The organism is Pseudomonas sp. BN415, assembly GCF_029871195.1.
Classification (GTDB): Bacteria; Pseudomonadota; Gammaproteobacteria; order Pseudomonadales; family Pseudomonadaceae; genus Metapseudomonas; species Metapseudomonas resinovorans.
The window spans coordinates 57495-77807 of the sequence record NZ_SSOK01000035.1; the positions used below are offsets into that span (position 1 = coordinate 57495).

At 62.6% G+C, this 20313-nt stretch carries 19 protein-coding genes; 12 read left to right on the forward strand and 7 right to left on the reverse strand.

From position 1 onward, the window contains the following. Positions 1-79 precede the first annotated feature (79 nt). Complete coding sequence (uraH, locus tag E8F20_RS09735; protein WP_028629749.1) at positions 80-433, reverse strand: hydroxyisourate hydrolase; 354 nt, start codon at positions 431-433, stop codon at positions 80-82. 423 nt (positions 434-856) lie between these two features. On the opposite strand from uraH, the gene puuE reads away from it, so the two are divergent. The 6 genes from puuE to E8F20_RS09765 all read left to right on the forward strand — a co-directional run bounded on the left by puuE (position 857) and on the right by E8F20_RS09765 (position 6921). After that, entirely contained in the window at positions 857-1786 is a 930-nt protein-coding gene (puuE, locus tag E8F20_RS09740) for an allantoinase PuuE (RefSeq protein ID WP_280283564.1), read from the forward strand. Beyond that, a complete protein-coding gene (gene uraD / locus E8F20_RS09745) occupies positions 1783-2298 on the forward strand; it encodes a 2-oxo-4-hydroxy-4-carboxy-5-ureidoimidazoline decarboxylase (protein ID WP_280283565.1) in 516 nt (171 codons plus the stop codon). Before puuE ends, uraD begins: the two co-directional genes overlap by 4 nt. Before the next feature lie 163 nt (positions 2299-2461). Beyond that, positions 2462-2965, forward strand: coding sequence for an ureidoglycolate lyase (locus tag E8F20_RS09750; protein WP_028629746.1), 504 nt, complete (start codon positions 2462-2464; stop codon positions 2963-2965). A gap of 52 nt (positions 2966-3017) precedes the next feature. Next, complete coding sequence (locus tag E8F20_RS09755; protein ID WP_280283566.1) at positions 3018-4334, forward strand: urate hydroxylase PuuD; 1317 nt, start codon at positions 3018-3020, stop codon at positions 4332-4334. A gap of 215 nt (positions 4335-4549) precedes the next feature. Further along, a complete protein-coding gene (locus tag E8F20_RS09760; protein WP_280283567.1) occupies positions 4550-5896 on the forward strand; it encodes a nucleobase:cation symporter-2 family protein in 1347 nt (448 codons plus the stop codon). A 212-nt stretch (positions 5897-6108) separates the two neighbouring features. Next, positions 6109-6921 carry a nucleoside-binding protein gene (locus tag E8F20_RS09765; RefSeq protein ID WP_280283590.1) on the forward strand — a complete coding sequence of 271 codons (813 nt, stop codon included), beginning with the start codon at positions 6109-6111 and terminating at the stop codon, positions 6919-6921. Positions 6922-7162: 241 nt separating this feature from the next. Here the strand turns inward: E8F20_RS09765 and E8F20_RS09770 are convergent, their stop codons facing one another. The 5 genes from E8F20_RS09770 to moaA form a co-directional block, all read right to left on the reverse strand. After that, positions 7163-7972, reverse strand: a complete 810-nt coding sequence (locus tag E8F20_RS09770; RefSeq protein ID WP_280283568.1) for an outer membrane protein OmpK — start codon at positions 7970-7972, stop codon at positions 7163-7165. 123 nt (positions 7973-8095) lie between these two features. After that, positions 8096-8416 (reverse strand): hypothetical protein, encoded by a 321-nt coding sequence (locus tag E8F20_RS09775; RefSeq protein WP_280283569.1) that lies wholly within the window; start codon positions 8414-8416, stop codon positions 8096-8098. A 236-nt stretch (positions 8417-8652) separates the two neighbouring features. Further along, a complete protein-coding gene (locus E8F20_RS09780; protein WP_280283570.1) occupies positions 8653-9471 on the reverse strand; it encodes a transporter substrate-binding domain-containing protein in 819 nt (272 codons plus the stop codon). A 75-nt stretch (positions 9472-9546) separates the two neighbouring features. Beyond that, the gene (locus E8F20_RS09785) at positions 9547-10905 is read right to left on the reverse strand and encodes an 8-oxoguanine deaminase (protein ID WP_280283571.1); all 1359 of its coding nucleotides are present in this window, start codon (positions 10903-10905) and stop codon (positions 9547-9549) included. 159 nt (positions 10906-11064) lie between these two features. Then, positions 11065-12060 carry a GTP 3',8-cyclase MoaA gene (gene moaA, locus E8F20_RS09790; RefSeq protein WP_280283572.1) on the reverse strand — a complete coding sequence of 332 codons (996 nt, stop codon included), beginning with the start codon at positions 12058-12060 and terminating at the stop codon, positions 11065-11067. A gap of 201 nt (positions 12061-12261) precedes the next feature. On the opposite strand from moaA, the gene E8F20_RS09795 reads away from it, so the two are divergent. Next, complete coding sequence (locus E8F20_RS09795) at positions 12262-12891, forward strand: TetR/AcrR family transcriptional regulator (protein ID WP_137820804.1); 630 nt, start codon at positions 12262-12264, stop codon at positions 12889-12891. A 102-nt stretch (positions 12892-12993) separates the two neighbouring features. Here E8F20_RS09795 and E8F20_RS09800 read toward each other — a convergent pair whose 3' ends face one another. Next, on the reverse strand, positions 12994-13431 hold the full coding sequence (locus E8F20_RS09800; RefSeq protein WP_280283573.1) for a heme-binding protein: 438 nt from the start codon (positions 13429-13431) through the stop codon (positions 12994-12996). Positions 13432-13792: 361 nt separating this feature from the next. On the opposite strand from E8F20_RS09800, the gene gcl reads away from it, so the two are divergent. The 5 genes from gcl (at position 13793) to pyk (ending at position 20311) form a co-directional block, all read left to right on the forward strand. Further along, the gene (gcl, locus tag E8F20_RS09805) at positions 13793-15568 is read left to right on the forward strand and encodes a glyoxylate carboligase (RefSeq protein ID WP_280283574.1); all 1776 of its coding nucleotides are present in this window, start codon (positions 13793-13795) and stop codon (positions 15566-15568) included. A gap of 131 nt (positions 15569-15699) precedes the next feature. Beyond that, on the forward strand, positions 15700-16482 hold the full coding sequence (hyi, locus tag E8F20_RS09810) for a hydroxypyruvate isomerase (protein WP_280283575.1): 783 nt from the start codon (positions 15700-15702) through the stop codon (positions 16480-16482). 16 nt (positions 16483-16498) lie between these two features. After that, a complete protein-coding gene (locus E8F20_RS09815) occupies positions 16499-17389 on the forward strand; it encodes a 2-hydroxy-3-oxopropionate reductase (protein WP_280283576.1) in 891 nt (296 codons plus the stop codon). A 236-nt stretch (positions 17390-17625) separates the two neighbouring features. Next, positions 17626-18906 (forward strand): glycerate kinase, encoded by a 1281-nt coding sequence (locus E8F20_RS09820; protein ID WP_280283577.1) that lies wholly within the window; start codon positions 17626-17628, stop codon positions 18904-18906. Continuing rightward, positions 18896-20311: a pyruvate kinase gene (pyk, locus tag E8F20_RS09825; RefSeq protein ID WP_280283578.1), complete on the forward strand. Its 1416-nt coding sequence runs from the start codon at positions 18896-18898 to the stop codon at positions 20309-20311. Before E8F20_RS09820 ends, pyk begins: the two co-directional genes overlap by 11 nt. Positions 20312-20313: the final 2 nt, after the last annotated feature.

Consider the following 20313-nt stretch of genomic DNA (forward strand, 5'->3'; position numbering starts at 1 on the left):
GTCGGCACTTTCCTGCAGACGAAAAAAAGCCCGCAGTGTGAACGGGCTAGAAAGACTCCAGTGAGTCGAGGGTAACGAACTAGCTACCGCGGTAAGTGGAGTAGCTGTAAGGGGAGATCAGCAGCGGCACGTGATAGTGGTCCTGCTCGGAGGAGATGCCGAAGCGCAGCACGACCACGTCGAGGAAGGCCGGCTCGGCCAGCTGAACACCACGCGCGCGGTAGTAATCGCCCGCGTGGAAGTGGATCTGGTAGACGCCGCTCTGGTAGTCGGCACCCTGCAGCAGGGGCGCATCGCAGCGGCCATCGTCATTGGTGGTGGTGGTGGCGACCAGCTCCAGACCCGCGTTTTCTACGCGATAGAGCTCGATCTTGATGTCACGGCCAGGGCAACCGTGGGCGGCATCCAGTACATGCGTGGTCAAACGTCCCATTGCTCGCTGGGCGTTCTTCGGGCCGGTGCGCTGGCCGCGATCGAAACGCCACACCTCCTCTGCTTGTTCATATCGGTGCGTGGTCAGGGCTGAGGCCCCGGTACGGTGCGCAGAATAACATGTGCTCGAGAGAATGTAAGACATAAACAAGAAAAATTGTACACAATCACAACACCAAATCCCGCCAGGCCATCATCGCACCAATACCATTCTGAATTTACGTGTACCGTCCACCCAGCGGGCCTTGCGGTGAATCAACCTGACCACATGGGCAGGTTTCTTGCTAGATACCTGGATGACGAATCAAGCGAATTTTTGATTTACAAAACACAAGACAGTTTGTATACAATTGCCACATCCACGGTCACGCACCACTCCCCAGGCTGTCGCTGATCGTCCAACAGACAAGAAAGGAAGACTGCAGTGAGCGCTGAGTACCCACGCGACCTGATCGGTTACGGCAACAACCCTCCCCACCCGCATTGGCCGGGTGAGTCCCGCATCGCCCTGTCCTTTGTCCTGAACTACGAGGAAGGCGGCGAACGCAATGTGCTCCATGGCGACAAGGAGTCCGAAGCCTTCCTGTCCGAGATGGTGGCCGCCCAACCGCTGCAGGGCGCGCGCAACATGAGCATGGAGTCCCTCTACGAATACGGTAGCCGCGCCGGCGTCTGGCGCCTGCTGAACCTGTTCAAGCAGCACGACATCCCCCTGACCATCTTCGCCGTTGCCATGGCCGCACAGCGCCATCCAGACGCGATCCGCGCCATGGTCGAGGCCGGCCATGAGATCTGCAGCCACGGCTACCGCTGGATCGATTACCAGTACATGGACGAGGCCCAGGAGCGCGAGCATATGCTCGAAGCCATCCGCATCCTCACCGAACTGACCGGCGAACGCCCGGTGGGCTGGTACACCGGCCGCACCGGTCCTAACACTCGCCGCCTGGTGATGGAAGAAGGCGGTTTCCTGTATGACTCGGATACCTACGACGACGATCTGCCCTATTGGGATGCCGCCAGCACCGCGGAAAAACCACACCTGGTCATCCCCTACACCCTGGATACCAACGATATGCGTTTCACCCAGGTGCAGGGCTTCAACAAGGGCGACGACTTCTTCGAATACCTCAAGGACGCCTTCGACGTGCTCTACGCCGAAGGCGCCGCTGGCGCACCGAAGATGCTCTCCATCGGTATGCACTGCCGCCTGCTGGGCCGCCCGGCACGCCTCGCCTCCCTGGCACGCTTCATCGAATACGTTAAGGGCCATGAGAAAGTCTGGTTCGCCCGCCGCGCCGACATCGCCCGTCACTGGCACGCCACCCACCCTTTCAAAGAGCAAGCGAAATGAGCCGCTTCCAGAGCCTGACACCGTCCACCCTGTCCCGCGATGCCTTCGTCAAGGCGTTCGCCGACATCTATGAGCACTCGCCCTGGGTCGCCGAGAAGGCCTTCGACCTGGGCCAGGACGCCCACATCGACGACATCGACGGCCTGCACCAGCGCATGGCCGACCTGTTGCTCAGTGCCAGCCATGAAGCCCAGCTGGCACTGATCAATGCTCACCCGGACCTGGCCGGCAAGGCCGCCGTCCGCGGCGAGCTGACCGAAGCCAGCACCAGCGAACAGGCCGGTGCCGGTATCCACGAGTGCACGGCTGAAGAGTTCGCGCGCTTCACCGAACTGAACGACGCCTACAAGGTCAAGTTCGGGTTTCCTTTCATCATGGCGGTGAAAGGCAGTAACCGGCACCAGATCCTGGCGGCCTTCGAGGAGCGGATCCACAACACTCCTGAAGCCGAGTTCTCCAGGGCGCTGGCCGAGATCAACAAGATCGCGCTGTTCCGCCTTCAGCAAATGTAAGCCGCAGGCGCACCGCACCTATTCGAGACAAGGTGGACTGCGGTCCACCCATCGGCTCTCCACCGATTCGGAGAGCCAGGAGAGAGGATGGAATGACCGCCCTCCTTCCCGGCCCCTACCCCGCTTGCGGGATGGGAACCAGCAACGAACAAGTAGACCAGCCATGCGAACCCTGAAGATCGAGCCCCTGACCAAAGAAGCCTTCGCCCCCTTCGGAGATGTGATCGAAACCGAAGGCAGCGAGTACTTCATGATCAACAACGGCTCCACCCGCCGTTATCACAAGCTGGCAACGGTCGAGACCGCCCAGCCCGACGACAAGGCGATCATCAGCATCTTCAGTGCCGAATCCCTCGAGATGCCCTTGCGCATCCGCATGCTGGAACGACACCCGCAGGGCAGCCAGGCTTTCATTCCGCTGCTCGGCAATCCCTTTCTGGTCGTGGTCGCGCCACTTGGCGATGTACCTGTACCGGGTTTGGTCCGTGCCTTCATTTCCAATGGCAGGCAGGGCGTTAATTACCATCGCGGCGTCTGGCACCACCCGGTGCTGACGATCGAAAAGCGGGATGACTTCCTGGTGGTTGATCGCAGTGGTTCCGGCAACAACTGCGACGAGCATTACTTCACCGAGGACGAACAGCTCCTCCTCAACCCCCACCACTAATAAGAGAAGCCCAACGATCGGCGTGCCGGTCGGCGGGAAAGAGGTAACAACTGTGGAAGCACATTTGACCGAATGGCTGAACCTGGGCATTCGCTGGGTTCACATGATCACCGGTATCGCCTGGATCGGCGCATCCTTCTATTTCGTCTGGCTCGAGAACAACCTCAACCGCGCCAACCCGCGCGACGGCCTGTCGGGTGATCTCTGGGCCATCCACGGTGGCGGCATCTACCACCTGGAGAAATACAAGCTCGCTCCACCGAAAATGCCTGACAACCTTCACTGGTTCAAATGGGAAGCGTATTTCACCTGGCTGTCAGGCGTCGCCCTGCTGACCGTGGTGTTCTACCTGAATCCGACCCTGTACCTGATCGCACCCGGCGTGGATATCGCCCCGGCTGCCGCCGTCGCTATCGGCATCGGCTCGCTGGTCGCAGGCTGGTTCATCTACGACTTCCTCTGCGATTCGCCGCTGGGCAAGACCCCCGCCCTGCTCGGTCTGATCCTCTTCGTGCTGGTGATCGGCGCGGCTTGGGGCTTCACTCAGGTATTCAGTGGCCGCGGTGCCTACATCCATGTCGGCGCCCTGATCGGCACCATCATGGTTGGCAACGTGTTCCGCATCATCATGCCGGCGCAGCGTGCCCTGGTTAAGGCGATCGAAGAGAACCGCACCCCTGACCCGACCCTGCCGGCCAAGGGCCTGCTGCGTTCGCGCCACAACAACTACTTCACCCTGCCGGTGCTGTTCATCATGATCAGCAACCACTTCCCGAGCACGTACGGCAGCCAGTACAACTGGCTGATCCTGGCCGGAATCGCGGTGATCGCAGTGCTGGTGCGCCACTACTTCAACACCCGCCACGAGAGCAACAAGTTCGCCTGGACCCTCCCCGCCGGCGCCCTCGGCATGATCTGCCTGGCCTTCGTCACCGCGCCGAACTACAAGGCCGCCGAACCGAGCCTGGCCGTAGAACCTGCCCACCAGGAGCATGCTGCTCCGGCAGCCAGCACCAGCGCTGCCCCGGCCAGCGCCGAAAGCAAGCCGCAGACTGCCACCCCGGCGCAATCCGCTCAGGCCGCCCCGGCCCAGGCCAGCGCCAGCGGCAATGACTTCGGCAAGGTCCACAGCGTGATTCAGGAACGCTGCACTGTCTGCCATTCCGCCAAGCCCACCAGTCCGATGTTCACCTCGGCGCCGGGCGGCGTGATGCTCGACACCCCGCAGCAGATCCAGATGCTGGCACCGAAGATCCAGGCTCAGGCAGTCGCCACCCAGATCATGCCGCTGGGCAACATCACCCAGATGACCCAGGAAGAGCGTGACTTGATCGGCCGCTGGATCGCACAAGGCGCGAAGACCAACTAAGCGCCCCTGCAAGCAAGACCACGGCGGGTGGTGACCCCAAGCACCACCCGCGCTTCAAGCCTGCCCCAGGCAGGCTTTTTTTCTTCCAGCAGTACCCGCAGTACCCCTGCCAGGTGTCACCCACCCGGCCAGCAACATGAATACCCGGCACGCCGCACCCACGAGGCGCGGCAGTGCCAAGCGACTTACAAGAACAAAAGCGCCCGAGGTGTTGCATGACCACTCCGACAGAGCGAGAGATCGCCCTTTCGCCCGCTGACCAGCGCCTGCCCCTGATGCAATTGCTGCTTGTCGGCTTCCAGCATGTCCTGCTTATGTACGGCGGCGCCGTTGCCGTACCTCTGATCGTCGGCCAGGCCGCCGGTCTTTCACGTGAAGAAATCGCCTTCCTGATCAACGCCGACCTGCTGGTTGCCGGTATCGCCACCATTGTGCAATCCATCGGCATCGGTCCGGTGGGCATCCGCATGCCGGTGATGATGGGGGCCAGTTTCGCCGCTGTCGGCAGCATGGTCGTGATGGCCGGCATGCCCGGCGTTGGGATCCAGGGTATTTTCGGCGCCACCATTGCTGCCGGTTTCTTCGGCTTGCTGCTCGCCCCCTTCATGTCGCGCATCGTGCGCTTCTTCCCGCCGCTGGTGACCGGCACCGTGATCACCTCCATCGGCCTCACGCTCTTCCCGGTTGCGGTCAACTGGGCAGGCGGCGGTAACACGGCCACGCAATTCGGCGGGTTGGAATACCTGTCTATTGCGGCCCTGGTACTGGGCACCATCCTGCTGGTGAACCGCTTCCTCAAGGGCTTCTGGGTGAATGTTTCAGTACTGGTCGGCATGGCCCTGGGCTATGCCCTGGCCGGCGCCTGCGGGATGGTCAACCTCGACGGCCTGGACGAAACACCCTGGTTCCAGATCGTGGAGCCCATGCACTTCGGCATGCCGAAGTTCGAGCTGGCCTCCGTGTTGTCCATGTGCCTGGTGGTGGTGATCATTTTCGTCGAGTCCACCGGCATGTTCCTGGCCCTGGGCAAGATCACCGGTCGCGAGGTCTGCCCCAACGCCCTGCGCCGCGGCCTGATGTGCGACGCTGGTGCGTCCTTCCTGGCCGGCTTCTTCAACACCTTCACCCATTCGTCCTTCGCCCAGAACATCGGCCTGGTGCAGATGACCGGCGTGCGCAGCCGTTACGTGACGGTCGCCGCGGGCGCCTTCCTCATCGGCCTCAGCCTGCTCCCGAAGGCCGCCTTCCTGGTGGCCTCGATCCCACCAGCGGTGCTGGGTGGAGCGGGCCTGGCGATGTTCGGCATGGTGGCCGCCACCGGCATCAAGATCCTTCACGAGGCCGACATCGGCGATCGCCGCAACCAGTTGCTGGTCGCCGTGAGCATGGGCATGGGCATGGCGCCGGTCGTACGCCCCGAACTCTTCGCACAGCTCCCCCATTGGATGGAGCCCATCACCCACAGCGGCATCGCCATGGCCACCGTCAGCGCCCTCACCCTGAATCTGCTGTTCAACATTCTCGGAGAGAAGGATCGCAGCCGGCAGTGCGTCGCCCACTGACCTGAAGTTGCTCCCACCCGGCCGTTCCCATGAGGTGCAGCCGGACTTCAACAGCCCGCCTACCCGGCGGGCTCTTTTAACCTCCGAACCCGGTGACGGCCGCCTTCGCGCGCTGCCGTTGAGGGGACGACTTTTCCGCTTTCAGCTCAACAACAAAAAGAAGGAGTACCCGAATGCGTCGTTTCACCAGTCTGGCGCTTGGCGCCGCCTTGATGGCCGCAGGCCCAACCGGCTTCGCCGCGGAGGACGGCAAGTTCTTCGAGTGGATGAACAACAGCGTCGGCTTCCGCTACGGCCAACAGTTCACCAATCCGAACAACCCGAACAAGTTTGCGAAGCGGGCCTACAGCTTCACCCATGCCGATGGCTACCGTTACGGCAGCAACTTCTTCAACCTCGATGTATTCCTCTCCGACAGTCGCGACCCGCGCAAGGGCACCGACCACGGTGGCAGCGAGGTCTACGCGGTCTACCGCCATCAACTGTTTGCCTCACGGGTATTCGACCAACCGCTGGGGACCGGCCTGATCAAGGACTACGCCTTCACTTTCGGCTTCGACGCCAGCCGCAACAACAACCTGGCCTCGGCCAAGAAGCGCGCCCTGGTGTTCGGCCCTACCCTCAAGTTCAACGGTGCCGGCGTGCTCGACCTGAGCCTGATGTACTACCGGGAGAAGAACCACTCGGGCATCCCCAACGCCAAGCATCCGGACCACACCTTCGACGCCACGTACATGGTTAACCTGACCTGGCTCAAGCCCTTCCAGCTCGGCGAGCACGACGCCAAGTTCCAGGGTTTCGTCAACTACGTCGGAGAGAAGGGCGAGGATTACTTCGACAAGGACACCGCCCCGGAAACCCTGATGCGCACCTCGCTCATGGTCGCCGCCATGCCCGGAGCAAAGCGCAAGCCGAACCTGTGGCTGGGCGTCGGCTACGAGTACTGGCACAACAAGTTCGGCGTCGATGGCGGGCGTGGCAGCCGCACCTCGACACCAACGGTGAACCTGGAATTCACCTTCTGAGTTGAGGCCCGCCGCAAAATGGGTCGGCTCGTGGTGGCGTGACCTCATCTGTCGTAGAGACGAGTTTACTCGCCAAGCCGGCCAGCATCCTGCCCTCCGGGGTAATACCAGGCTGGGGGTCGCCGCGCGGCCCCTGGCGAATGAATTCGCCCCTGCAGAAACAGCCATGGTTCCCCTCCCATCCTGAACGGGAGGGGGACAGCGCAGCGCGCCGTCCCCCTCGTCTTGTCACGCAATGCGATCAGAAGTGCGCCTTGACCAGCAGGCTGGCGGTGTTCTGGTCAGTGCCATCGAGGATCACGTCACCCAGGAAGCTGTCGTTGTCGATGCCGTATTTGTCCTTCCAGTAGTCGTATTCGAAACCGACGTAGAGCTGCTTTTCACCCCAGCCCATGGCCTTGCCCAGGTCGTACTTCACCTGCGGGTTGAAGTGCAGGTTGGCGTGGTAGGTGCCGCGGCTGTTCTCGTCGTTGTCGACCACCCAATCCATGAAACCATCGATCAGGATGTCGGAATTGCCCACCGGAATGGTGTAGCTCCACACCGGGGTGATCTGCCAGACGTTGTCGCCCGGACGGCTGCCGTCGGTGGTGCGGTTGTAGAAGTTGACCTGGAAGAAGTCGAAGCCAGGAATGGCCAGGTCGAAGCCCGGGCCAATCAGGTAGGACTCGACATCCCCTTCACCGAACTCGTAGGTCATGGCCAGCAGTACGTCGGTAACCGGACCGAACTGGACCTTCTGGTCGAAGATCTTGCCCAGCGACAGACGCGGCTGGAATTCACCGTAATAGGTGTTGTCGCCAACGAGGTCGTCCTTGTCACCGTTGTAGAAGATCTTGTCGAGGAAGAAGAAGTTATCGCCGTACTTCCAGCCGTCCGCGTGCTCGAAGGTCACCGTCTGCTGGATCTCCGGGTTGATCTTGAAGTTCTGGCCGTAGAGGTAGCTCAGGCTGTTGTTCTGCCAGAACAGCAGGTCACCGGCGATCGCCTGGCCGCCACCGAGCAATCCAGTCGTAAGGGCAAGGCAGTGCGGCAGATACTTGGCATTCATGTTTTTTTCCTTGTTGTAGTGGGTTTCAGGTTTTTCCGCCCCGCGCCCACCCAAAGACCGCCCCGGGCATCAGGGCAGGCTGCGGGCAGGTTCGGGATTGGTGGGGGTTGTGCGCGCCGAGCGTCAGCCGGTCAGTTCGAGGCTGGGGTGGCGGGCGATGCTGGACGGGCTGTCTTCAGCGTTGCGCTGTTCGGCTGCATCCAGGGCGTTCCGCTGGACCTCGCTCATCGAGGCCAGGGGTTCGAATACGTCTGCGCTTGCGTCTGAAAGGACGAGGCCGGGCGGTCCAAGCAAGCCACCAACAATCAGCGTCGACGAGGCAATGCCGGAGAAGCATGCAGCCAGTCGGCCGAGAACTGTGAAGCGGGAGTACCTCGTCCCTGGACGATCCTCCAGGTAGTGACTGAGGCCGGAGCGAACCCCGGAAATGTCGAATGAACTCATGGGTAAAGCCTGCCTATTGTTCTTGTCGGTCGTTGGCTTACACGGGTGCCGATGAACACCCCATGCAGTTACTTCATCAGAAAAAGCTGATCTTGCGGTCAGGATTTGCCGAATTATATACACGCGGCGAACATCACAAACAACATTTTCTTTCAGAATTGTGTACAAAACCGCCGAATGGAATAGCCATACAGCCAGCCAAGCGCTCTGCTGCGGCACTTACAGGTCAATCGCAGTCAGGGGTTTTCCTTCTCTTTCTGGCGTTTCAGGAAGTCGATCTTCCACTGCTCCATGCCGAGGTACTCGGAATCCAGGTTGGACTCCACCTGGTAGCGCGCCTTGAGCGCATCAACTTCCTGCCGGTGCTCAGCGAGGAAGCGATCGAAGCGCGCTATCAGCTCCGGATACCTGAGGCTGGAGAGATTGAAGGTTCCACGGGTGTGGGGCAGGTTCGGATCGAACACCAGGGCACCGGGGCGCGCACGGATGTTGTCCAGGTAGTAGGTGGCGACCACGACGTTGTAGTAAGCACCGTCCGCCTGCTGCTTCATTGCCTGCTTGATCATCTGGCCCAGGTCGGCGCTGCGCACCACCTGGGTCTGACCGCCATTGATACGGTCCTGGTAGGTCCAGGGCGTCCAGCCATCCACCACCGCCAGACGCGCCAACTGATCGACTCCCTTGCCCTGCCGCTTGGGCGCCACGAGCACACCGTCGACGTACTGCACCACCGGCAGGCTGTAGGCGATGTCCTTGTTGCCCTTCAGGTCACTGGCCCACTTGGCGTTATCCGGGTACTTGAAGTCGATGCTGCCATTGAGCAGGTGCTGAGTGAGCTGATTGACCGGCAGTGCCTGGTACTGAATGTCCAGCCCGGCTTCACGCGCAAACAAGTCGAGCACATCACGGGCAAAGCCCTGATACTCGCCCTGGTCGCTGATCCAATAGTGGGGTTGAAAGGACTGCTTTTCGACACCGATTACATAGGTCTGCGCCAAGGCGCCATTCGCGGACAACAGGCCAGCAGCGAGCCAGCCGAAAACCTGAGGTTTCATGACCTTCTCCTTGTTCTCATGTGGGCACGAACAGAAAAAAGGGCGCAGCACCCGGCCACGCCCCCGTCAGGGGATTTACTCCCCCAGTACCAGTTGCCGCGCCAGTTGGTTGTGGCGTTCCAGCACACGCGGCAGGTCGACGGTGACCAGTTGACCGTCGCGTACGACGACCTTGCCGTTGATTACGCTGGTGGAAACCTGGGTCGGCGTGCAGAACACCAGCGCCGCGAGCGGATCATGGAGGGCGCCGGCGTAAGCGATATGGTTGAGGTCGAAGGCGACGAAGTCGGCCGCCATGCCCGGCGCAAGCGCGCCGATGTCGTCGCGGTTGAGCACCTTGGCACCACCCAGGGTGGCAATTTCCAGCGCCTCGCGGGCGGTCATGGCGTCGGGGCCGAAACCAACCCGTTGCAGCAGCAATGCCTGGCGCACTTCACCGATCATGGTGGCACCGTCGTTGGATGCCGAACCGTCCACGCCCAGGCCGACCGGCACACCGGCATCACGCATGCGGCGAACCGGCGCGATACCCGAGGCCAGGCGCATGTTCGAGCACGGGCAGTGCGCAACGCCCGTGCCGGTGCGGGCGAAAAGCTCGATGCCATGCTCGTCGAGTTGCACGCAGTGGGCGTGCCAGACATCGTGGCCGACCCACCCCAGGTCTTCGGCATACTCAGCCGGCGTCATGCCGAACTTCTCCCGGCTGTAAGCAATGTCGTTGACGTTTTCGGCCAGGTGGGTGTGCAGCGATACGCCGTACTGTCGCGCCAGCACAGCGGCCTCGCGCATCAGGTCGCGGCTCACCGAGAAAGGCGAGCATGGCGCCACCACTACCCGCAGCATCGAACCGTGGGACGCATCGTGGTAGTCCTCGATGAGGCGCTGGGACTCCTTGAGGATGTCCGCTTCCTTCTCCACCACTGAATCCGGCGGCAGGCCGCCCTGGCTGCGGCCAACGCTCATGCTGCCGCGCGCGGCATGGAAGCGCATACCGATCTCGCCAGCGGCGTGAATGCTGTCATCCAGCTTGCAGCCGTTGGGGTAGATGTAGAGGTGGTCGCTGGAGGTGGTGCAGCCGGAAAGAATCAACTCAGCCATGGCGGTCTGGGTCGAGACGCCAATCATCTCTGGGGTCAACCGCGCCCAGATTGGATAGAGGTTGGTCAGCCAGTTGAACAGCTCGCCGTCCTGGGCGGCTGGCACCACGCGCGTCAGGCTCTGGTACATGTGGTGGTGGGTATTGACCAGGCCAGGAATGACAACCTTGCCCTTCATATCCAGCACTTCGTCGGCAGTCTGAGGCAGTTCATTGCTCGGCCCGACCTGAACGATGCGATTGTCCTCGATGAACATCCCGCCCTGCCGGATCTCCCGGCGCTGGCCGTCCATGGTCACCAGCAGGTCGGCGTTCTTTACCAATAGCGTCTTGCCCATGCGTATTCTCCTTCGCCCTGGCGGGCGCTCTAGTTATCAGGATCTGATCAGAAAGGAATCGAGGTCCCTGGGACGCCATGGCAAGGCGCTTCATCGAATACAGCAGGTTTCCTGCGGCAGGATGAAGCCACGCAGCCAGGGTTTATCCAGGGAACTCGATCAGCCGCCGGTCATGCTCATGAAGCGCACCACCTGCACCTGCTGGTCCGCTTCGAAGAAATGCCGCTCGGGCTTGAGCCGGAGCGCTTCGATCAGCGCCGCCCGCAGCCGTTCGTGGTCACCGGGATGCCGCCGGATCAGCGACTTGAGATCCAGCGCGCCTTCGTGGCCAAGGCAGAGCACCAGCTTGCCTTCGGCGGTGACGCGCACCCGGTTGCAGTCGCCGCAGAAGTTGCGGCTATGGGGAGAAATGAAACCGACCTGGGTGCCGCTGCCGACCACCTGGTAGTAACGCGACGGCCCTCCCGTGCGATAGCTGCTGGGCAGCAACTCGAAGCGTTGCTCCACCCGCTCGCGCACATCGTCCGACGTACACAGCGTGACCTTGCGCTCGTGACTGGAAACGCTGCCGAGCGGCATTTCCTCGATGAAACTGATGTCCAGGCCGCGTTCCACAGCGAAGGCCACCAGGTCCTGGACTTCATCGTCGTTACGGCCTTTCTGCACGACAGTATTGAGCTTGATGCGACGAAAGCCAGCTGCTCGAGCCGCGTCGATTCCGGCCAGTACCTGCTCCAGGCGGTCACGGCGAGTGAAGGCGGCGAAGCGTTCGCGCTTCAGGGAGTCGAGGCTGATGTTCAGGCGAGTGACCCCGGCCCGGCGCAAGTCTGCAGCCATGTGCCCGAGCTGGGAACCGTTGCTGGTGATGGCCAGGTCTTCCAGTTCCTCACGGGCGCCCAGACGCGCCAACAACGAGGTGAGGCCCTTGCGCACCAACGGCTCGCCGCCGGTGATGCGGATGCGCGAAACCCCGAGGCCAATGAACGCATCGGCGACAGCATAGAGCTCTTCGAGGCTGAGAATCTGCGCGCGGGGAGCGAAGACCATGTCCTCGCTCATGCAATAGGTGCAACGGAAGTCGCAACGGTCAGTGACCGAGAGGCGCAGGTAGGAAATTCGACGCCCGAAGGGGTCGAGCAAGTGGTTGTCTTGCATGGGTGAAGTCTGCCGCAACACGCACCGGACAGGACTCCGGTGACATGGACGGATGCCGAATGGAAACAGAAGAACGAAATTTTGTATACAGGAAATTCATCCAGTGTGTCGCTTGAGGGCCTCGCAAAGCGGGTGATAACATGCCCGACCTCTCGCCGGCCGGCCTTCCTGGCGCCCGGGCGAGCCAAAAAAGGAGCCGATGTGAGCAGTATTCGCGAGCGCAACAGAGACCTGATCCTGCGCGCGGCCAGCGAGGAATTCGCCGACAAAGGATTCGCCGCCACCAAGACGAGCGACATCGCGGCCAAGGCTGGCCTGCCCAAGCCCAACGTCTATTACTACTTCAAGTCGAAAGAGAACCTCTACCGCGAGGTGCTCGAGAGCATCGTCGAGCCGCTATTGCAGGCGTCAGCGCCGTTCAACCAGACAGGTCACCCCTTCGAGGTGCTAACCGCCTACATTCGCTCGAAGATCCGCATCTCCCGCGACCTTCCTTACGCCTCCAAGGTGTTCGCCAGCGAAATCATGCACGGCGCACCACACCTCTCGCCTGAACAGACCGAGCAACTCAACCTGCAGGCCAAGCACAACATCGAATGCATCCAGCGCTGGATCGACCAGGGCCTGATGGCCAAGATCGACCCTCATCACCTGCTGTTCAGCATCTGGGCCGCGACCCAGACCTACGCTGACTTCGATTGGCAGATATCTACCGTTACCGGCAAATCCAGCCTCAGTGATGCCGACTACGATGCCGCCGCGGAAACCATCATCCGCCTGGTAATCAAGGGTTGTGAGGTCGAGGAAAAGGTTCAGGCCAAGAGCGCCTGATACCCCGACAAAAAATCCCCTGAAAAAATCGCCCCCACAAGGTACCAACCCTGTGGGGGCGAATTCTTTCGCTGAGGGCTGCGCAGCAGCCCCTGCCTCGTATCAGGCCATGCCGGCGTCCGCCTGCAGGCCCAACGCTTCCACCGCACTCACCGCACACTTCTCATCGATATCCGAAGTATCGCCGCTGATGCCGATGGCGCCGATAACGACCCCCTGACCATCGCGGATCAGCACGCCACCTGGCGCTGGCACCAGATTGCCGTCGGCGAGGTTGTTCACCGCACCAATGAAGGCCGGGCGCTGCTGGGCGTCGGCGGCGATCAGGCGCGACCCCTTACCCAGCGCCACGGCGCCCCAGGCTTTACCGATGGCGATCTGCGGGCGAAGCATGCTGGCGCCATCCTCGCGCTGCAGGGTAATCAGGTGCCCGCCGGCATCCAGCACAGCGATGGTCAGCGGCGCAGTACGCAGCTCCCGACCAACGGCCAGGGCGTGATTGGAAATGCTCACAGCGGTTTCCAGGGTCAGAGTGGTCATTTTCAAGCGTTCCTCATGAGTGGTTGAACCTTGTGCGGCGTCGTCCGGGCCAGGGCTGACGCACTCCTGGGTCCACGCGGGCATTTTCCAGCCCGTCCTGCGACGCATCCGAAAGCTGTAGCTCACTATCCCATCGAACACAAAAAAATCAACAGATAGATACAATCACATTATTTTTTGTATACAGTGTTTCCGTCAGCGCTTTGAGTCTCCATGGTGAGGCCCGTGAAACGGGCGTTTTAAAAGAGTCTCCACCCTGCGACCTTTAGCCTCACAAATGGCCTTGACCCTTCAGTCAGGTGCTGAATAGAATCCAGTCACGTAGCTTGTATACAATTTTCACAAGAAAGAGGCACAAAACATGGCCAAAATGAGAGCAATCGAGGCTGCCGTCCTGGTGATGCGCCGCGAAGGCATCGACACCGCGTTCGGCATTCCCGGCGCCGCCATCAACCCGCTGTACGCGGCCCTGAACAAGATCGGCGGCATTGACCATGTACTGGCCCGTCACGTCGAAGGCGCCTCGCACATGGCTGAGGGTTACACCCGCACCAATGCGGGCAACATCGGCGTCTGCATCGGCACTTCCGGCCCCGCCGGCACCGACATGGTCACCGGCCTGTACTCGGCATCCGCCGACTCCATCCCGATCCTCTGCATCACTGGCCAGGCTCCGCGTGCTCGCCTGCACAAGGAAGACTTCCAGGCCGTCGACATCACCAGCATCGTCAAGCCGGTCACCAAGTGGGCGACCACCGTCCTGGAACCGGGCCAGGTGCCTTACGCCTTCCAGAAAGCCTTCTTCGAGATGCGTAGCGGCCGTCCCGGCCCGGTGCTGATCGACCTGCCGTTCGACGTGCAAATGGCCGAGATCGAGTTCGACATCGATGCCTACCAGCCGCTGTCGGTCAACAAGCCGGCGGCCAGCCGCATCCAGGCCGAAAAAGCCCTGGCCATGCTGAACGACGCCGAGCGTCCGCTGCTGGTAGCCGGTGGCGGCATCATCAACGCCGACGCGTCGGACAAACTGGTCGAGTTCGCCGAGCTGACCGGTGTTCCGGTCATCCCGACCCTGATGGGCTGGGGCACCATTCCCGATGACCACCCGCTGATGGCCGGCATGTGCGGCCTGCAGACCTCGCACCGTTACGGCAACGCCACCGTGCTGGAATCCGACCTGGTATTTGGCATCGGCAACCGTTGGGCCAACCGCCACACGGGTTCCGTCGACGTTTACACCCAGGGCCGCCGCTTCATCCACGTGGACATCGAACCGACCCAGATCGGCCGTGTATTCACGCCGGACCTGGGCATCGTTTCCGACGCCGGCTCCGCACTGGACGCGTTCCTCGAAGTCGCCCGCGAGTGGAAAGCCGCCGGCAAGCTGAAAGATCGCAGCGCCTGGGTCGAATCCTGCCGCGAGCGCAAGCGCACCCTGCAACGCAAGACCCACTTCGACAACGTGCCGGTCAAACCGCAGCGCGTGTACGAAGAAATGAACGAGTTCTTCGGCAAGGACACCTGCTACGTCAGCACCATCGGCCTGTCGCAGATCGCCGGCGCACAGTTCCTGCACGTCTACAAGCCGCGCCACTGGATCAACTGCGGTCAGGCGGGCCCGCTGGGCTGGACCGTTCCGGCAGCCCTGGGCGTGGTCAAGGCCGACCCGACCCGTCCGGTCGTGGCGCTGTCCGGCGACTATGACTTCCAGTTCATGATCGAAGAACTGGCCGTGGGCGCGCAGTTCAACCTGCCCTACATCCACGTACTGGTGAACAACTCCTACCTGGGCCTGATCCGCCAGGCGCAGCGCGGCTTCGAGATCGACTTCTGCGTGCAGCTGTCCTTCGAGAACATCAACGCACCGGAACTCAACGGCTACGGCGTGGACCACGTCGCAGTGGTCGAGGGCCTGGGCTGCAAGGCGATCCGCGTGTTCGACGCCAACGACCTGCAGGCCGCTTTCACCAAGGCCAAGCAACTGATGGAAGAGTTCCGCGTGCCGGTCGTGGTCGAGGTCATCCTGGAGCGCGTCACCAACATCTCCATGGGTACCGAGATCAACGCCATCAACGAGTTCGAAGAACTGGCCCAGCGCGGCGTCGACGCCCCGACTGCCATCTCGCTGCTGGATTGATCGCTCTGACTCCCCTCTCCCACTGGGAGAGGGGCCGGGGGTGAGGGATGTTCGAGGCGACTCGGTGCACCCCTACCCCAATCCCTCGCCTATTCGTGGTGGGAGAGGGAGCTAGATTTGAGGAGACATTCATGCCCCGTTTTGCCGCCAACCTGTCCATGCTGTTCACCGAGGTGGACTTCCTGGACCGTTTCGCCGCTGCTGCCGAAGCCGGATTCAGCGGTGTCGAGTACCTCTTCCCCTACGACTTCCCGGTCGAGGAAATCCGTGCCCGCCTGGACGCCAACAAGCTGGAACAGGTGCTGTTCAACCTGCCCGCCGGCGACTGGGCCAAGGGCGAGCGTGGCATCGCCTGCCACCCCGACCGCGTGGAAGAGTTCCGCGCCGGCGTGGACAAGGCCATCGCCTACGCCAAGGTGCTGGGCAACACCCAGATCAACTGCCTGGCCGGCATCCGCCCGCAGGGCTTTGACTGCGCCACCATCGAGCAGACCTTCGTGGAGAACCTCAAGTTCGCCGCCGAGAAGCTCCAGGCCGCTGGCATCAAGCTGGTGATGGAAGCCATCAACACGCGCGACATCCCTGGCTTCTACCTGAACAACACCAAACAGGCCCTGGCCATCCGCGAGAAAGTGGGCAGCGCCAACCTGTTCCTGCAGTACGACATCTACCACATGCAGATCATGGAAGGAGACCTGGCGCGCACCGTCGAGTCCAACCTCGCCGCGATCAACCACGTGCAGCTGGCCGACAACCCGGGCCGCAACGAGCCGGGCACCGGCGAGATCAACTACCGCTTCCTCTTCCAGCACCTGGACCGCATCGGCTACCAGGGCTGGGTCGGCTGTGAGTACAAGCCGGCTACCACCACCGTTGCCGGCCTGGGCTGGCTGAAAACCCATAACGCCATCTAAGAAAGAGGTACATCACATGGCCAAGATCGGATTCATCGGCACCGGCATCATGGGCAAGCCCATGGCTCAGAACCTCCAGAAAGCCGGCCACACCCTGTTCTTCTCGGAGCATTTCGACAAGGCCCCGGCCGACCTGCTGGGTGACAACGGCATCGGCCTGGCCAACCCGAAAGAGGTTGCCCAGGAAGCCGAGTTCATCATCATCATGGTGCCGGACACCCCTCAGGTCGAAGACGTACTGTTCCGCAAGGACGGCGTAGCTGAAGGCGTAGGTGCTGGCAAAGTCGTGATCGACATGAGCTCCATCTCTCCCACCGCGACCAAGACCTTCGCCGAGAAGATCAAGGCCACTGGTGCTGCCTACCTGGATGCCCCGGTTTCCGGCGGCGAAGTAGGCGCCAAGGCCGCGACCCTGAGCATCATGGTCGGTGGCTGCCCGAACGCCTTCGAACGCGCCCTGCCGCTATTCCAGGCCATGGGTAAGAACATCACCCGCGTGGGTGCCAATGGTGATGGCCAGACCGCCAAGGTGGCCAACCAGATCATCGTCGCCCTGAATATCCAGGCGGTTGCTGAAGCCCTGCTGTTCGCCGCCCGTAACGGCGCCGACCCGGCCAAGGTGCGTGAGGCGCTGATGGGCGGCTTCGCCGGCTCCAAGATCCTCGAGGTCCATGGCGAGCGTATGATCAAAGGCACCTTCGATCCGGGCTTCCGCATCAGCCTGCACCAGAAAGACCTGAACCTGGCACTGTCCGGCGCCCGCGAACTGGGCCTGAACCTGCCGAACACCGCCAATGCCCAGCAAGTGTTCAGCACCTGCGCGGCCATCGGCGGCAGCAATTGGGACCACTCCGCCCTGATCAAGGGCCTGGAGCACATGGCCAACTTCTCGATTCGCGAGGAGTAAGAAGGCAGCTTTCGTAGGATGGGTGGAGCGAAGCGATACCCATCGAGCCGGCAGCTCCCCTGATGGGTATCGCAGGCTCAACCCATCCTACGTCCCCTTTCGACCCTCCTGGCTGGCGGTGACACGGCGCCAAAGGCCGGGAAGGTCGATTCCAGTCCCGAGCCGCTGCGTGCAGCGGTTCGGGACTGAAATCGGCCATCATGCCCAGAACAAGAATCCAGCGCCCGGAGCCTGCCATGTCCCTCGATCCCAACGCCTTCCTGCGCGACCTGTTCGCCACCGCCATCGCCGCCGCCCACCCTCGCCAGGTGCTGGCTGATCACTTGCCCGCCGACCGCTCCGGCCGCGTCATCGTCATTGGCGCCGGCAAGGCCGCCGCCGCCATGGCCGAAGTGATCGAGCGCGAATGGCAGGGCGAAATCTCTGGCCTGGTGGTGACCCGCTACGGCCACGGTGCCAACTGCAAGAAGATCGAAGTGGTCGAGGCCGCCCACCCGGTACCGGATGCTGCCGGCCTGGAAACCGCCCAGCGCGTCTTGAAGCTGGTCAGCGGCCTGTCCGAGACCGACCGGGTGATCTTCCTGCTCTCCGGCGGCGGTTCCTCCCTGCTCGCCCTGCCCGCCGAAGGCCTGACCCTCAAGGACAAGCAGGCGATCAACAAGGCCCTGCTGAAATCCGGCGCCGCCATTTCCGAGATGAACTGCGTGCGCAAGCACCTCTCGGCGATCAAGGGCGGCCGCCTGGCCAAGGCCTGCTGGCCGGCCACCGTGTACACCTACGCGATTTCCGATGTGCCCGGCGACGAGGCCACGGTGATCGCCTCCGGCCCCACCGTGGCGGACCCGACCACGTCAGCCGAAGCCCTGGCCATCCTCGCCCGCTATGAGATCGAGGTACCGGCCCATGTGCGCGCCTGGCTGCAGGACCCGCGCTCGGAAACCGTCAAACCCGGCGACCCTTGCCTGTCCCGCAGCCACTTCCAGCTGATCGCCACGCCCCAGCAGTCCCTGGATGCCGCCGCCGAGAAAGTCCGCGCCGCCGGCCTTACCCCGCTCATCCTCGGCGACCTGGAAGGTGAATCCCGCGAGGTGGCCAAGGTACACGCCGGCATCGCCCGCCAGGTGGTGCTGCATGGCCAGCCGATCACGCCGCCCTGCGTGATCCTCTCGGGCGGTGAGACCACCGTGACAGTACGCGGCAACGGCCGTGGCGGGCGCAACGCCGAGTTTCTACTCAGCCTGACCAACACCCTGAAAGGCCTGCCCGGCGTCTACGCGTTGGCCGGCGATACCGACGGCATCGACGGTTCGGAAGACAACGCCGGCGCCATCATGACCCCGTGCAGCTTCAGCCGTGCCGCCAAGCAAGGCCTGTCCGCCAGCGACGAACTGGACAACAACAACGGATACGGGTATTTCGCCGCCCTCGGCGACCTCATCGTCACTGAGCCGACCCGTACCAACGTCAACGACTTCCGCGCCATCCTGATCCTCGAGAGCCCTGAAAATGACGCCTGACAAGAAAGTAAAAATCCTCGCCACCCTCGGTCCGGCGATCAAAGGCATCGACGACATCCGCCAACTGGTGGAAGCCGGCGTCAACCTGTTCCGCCTGAACTTCAGCCACGGCGAGCACGCCGACCACGCCCAGCGCTTCCAGTGGGTGCGCGAGGTTGAACGCCAGCTGAGCTACCCCATCGGCATCCTGATGGACCTGCAGGGGCCGAAACTGCGGGTGGGCCGCTTCGCCGACGGCAAGGTCAACCTCGAGCGCGGCCAGGCCTTCCGCCTGGACCTGGACGCCACGCCGGGCGACACCAAGCGGGTCAACCTGCCCCACCCCGAGATCATCGAAGCCCTGGAACCGGGCATGAACCTGCTGCTGGACGACGGCCGCCTGCGCCTGCAGGTGACCGCCAAGCACGCCGATGCGGTGGAGACCACCGTGATCGCCGGTGGCGAGCTGTCCGACCGCAAAGGCGTCAACGTGCCGGAAGCGGTGCTGCAACTCTCGCCGCTGACCGCCAAGGACCGCCGTGACCTTGACTTCGGCCTGGAGCTGGGTGTGGATTGGGTCGCCCTGTCTTTCGTGCAGCGTCCTGAAGACATCATCGAAGCCCGCGAGCTGATCCAGGGCCGCGCCTTCCTCATGGCCAAGATCGAGAAGCCGTCCGCCGTCGTGCACCTGGAAGAGATCGCCCGCCTCTGCGACGCCATCATGGTTGCCCGTGGCGACCTGGGCGTTGAAGTGCCGGCCGAGAACGTGCCGCGCATTCAGAAAGACATCATCCGCACCTGCCGCCAATTGGGCCGGCCGGTGGTGGTGGCCACCCAGATGCTAGAATCCATGCGTTTCTCCCCAGCACCGACCCGCGCCGAAGTGACCGACGTGGCCAATGCCGTGGCCGAAGGCACCGACGCCGTGATGCTTTCCGCCGAGACCGCGTCCGGCGACTACCCGCTGGAAACCGTACAGATGATGAGCAAGATCATCCGCCAGGTGGAGAACGGTCCGGACTTCCAGAGCCAGCTCGACGTCAGCCGCCCGCAGGCCGAAGCCACCGCGTCCGACGCCATCAGCTGCGCCATCCGCCGCATCAGCAGCATCCTCCCGGTGGTCGCCCTGGTGAACTACACCGAGTCCGGCAGCTCCAGCCTGCGCGCCTCCCGCGAGCGGCCCAAGGCGCCGATCCTCAGCCTGACCCCGAACCTCAATACCGCGCGTCGCCTGACCGTGGCCTGGGGTATCTATTCGGTCGTCAACGAACGCCTGCACAAGGTCGAGGAAGTCACCAGCACCGCGCTGGAGATTGCCCAGGCCCAGGGCATGGCCAAGCGCGGCGATACCGTGGTGATCACCGCCGGCGTGCCCTTCGGCCAGCCGGGCAGCACCAACAGCCTGCGGATCGAAACCCTGAACTGATG

Bases quoted from the DNA above. Each gene is read 5' to 3' on its own strand.
- uraH (WP_028629749.1), bottom strand. From the start codon at position 433: ATGGGACGTTTGACCACGCATGTACTGGATGCCGCCCACGGTTGCCCT.
- uraD (WP_280283565.1), top strand. From the start codon at position 1,783: ATGAGCCGCTTCCAGAGCCTGACACCGTCCACCCTGTCCCGCGATGCC.
- E8F20_RS09750 (WP_028629746.1), top strand. From the start codon at position 2,462: ATGCGAACCCTGAAGATCGAGCCCCTGACCAAAGAAGCCTTCGCCCCC.
- E8F20_RS09760 (WP_280283567.1), top strand. From the start codon at position 4,550: ATGACCACTCCGACAGAGCGAGAGATCGCCCTTTCGCCCGCTGACCAG.
- E8F20_RS09765 (WP_280283590.1), top strand. From the start codon at position 6,109: ATGGCCGCAGGCCCAACCGGCTTCGCCGCGGAGGACGGCAAGTTCTTC.
- E8F20_RS09770 (WP_280283568.1), bottom strand. From the start codon at position 7,972: ATGAATGCCAAGTATCTGCCGCACTGCCTTGCCCTTACGACTGGATTG.
- E8F20_RS09775 (WP_280283569.1), bottom strand. From the start codon at position 8,416: ATGAGTTCATTCGACATTTCCGGGGTTCGCTCCGGCCTCAGTCACTAC.
- E8F20_RS09780 (WP_280283570.1), bottom strand. From the start codon at position 9,471: ATGAAACCTCAGGTTTTCGGCTGGCTCGCTGCTGGCCTGTTGTCCGCG.
- E8F20_RS09785 (WP_280283571.1), bottom strand. From the start codon at position 10,905: ATGGGCAAGACGCTATTGGTAAAGAACGCCGACCTGCTGGTGACCATG.
- moaA (WP_280283572.1), bottom strand. From the start codon at position 12,060: ATGCAAGACAACCACTTGCTCGACCCCTTCGGGCGTCGAATTTCCTAC.
- E8F20_RS09800 (WP_280283573.1), bottom strand. From the start codon at position 13,431: ATGACCACTCTGACCCTGGAAACCGCTGTGAGCATTTCCAATCACGCC.
- gcl (WP_280283574.1), top strand. From the start codon at position 13,793: ATGGCCAAAATGAGAGCAATCGAGGCTGCCGTCCTGGTGATGCGCCGC.
- hyi (WP_280283575.1), top strand. From the start codon at position 15,700: ATGCCCCGTTTTGCCGCCAACCTGTCCATGCTGTTCACCGAGGTGGAC.
- E8F20_RS09815 (WP_280283576.1), top strand. From the start codon at position 16,499: ATGGCCAAGATCGGATTCATCGGCACCGGCATCATGGGCAAGCCCATG.
- E8F20_RS09820 (WP_280283577.1), top strand. From the start codon at position 17,626: ATGTCCCTCGATCCCAACGCCTTCCTGCGCGACCTGTTCGCCACCGCC.
- pyk (WP_280283578.1), top strand. From the start codon at position 18,896: ATGACGCCTGACAAGAAAGTAAAAATCCTCGCCACCCTCGGTCCGGCG.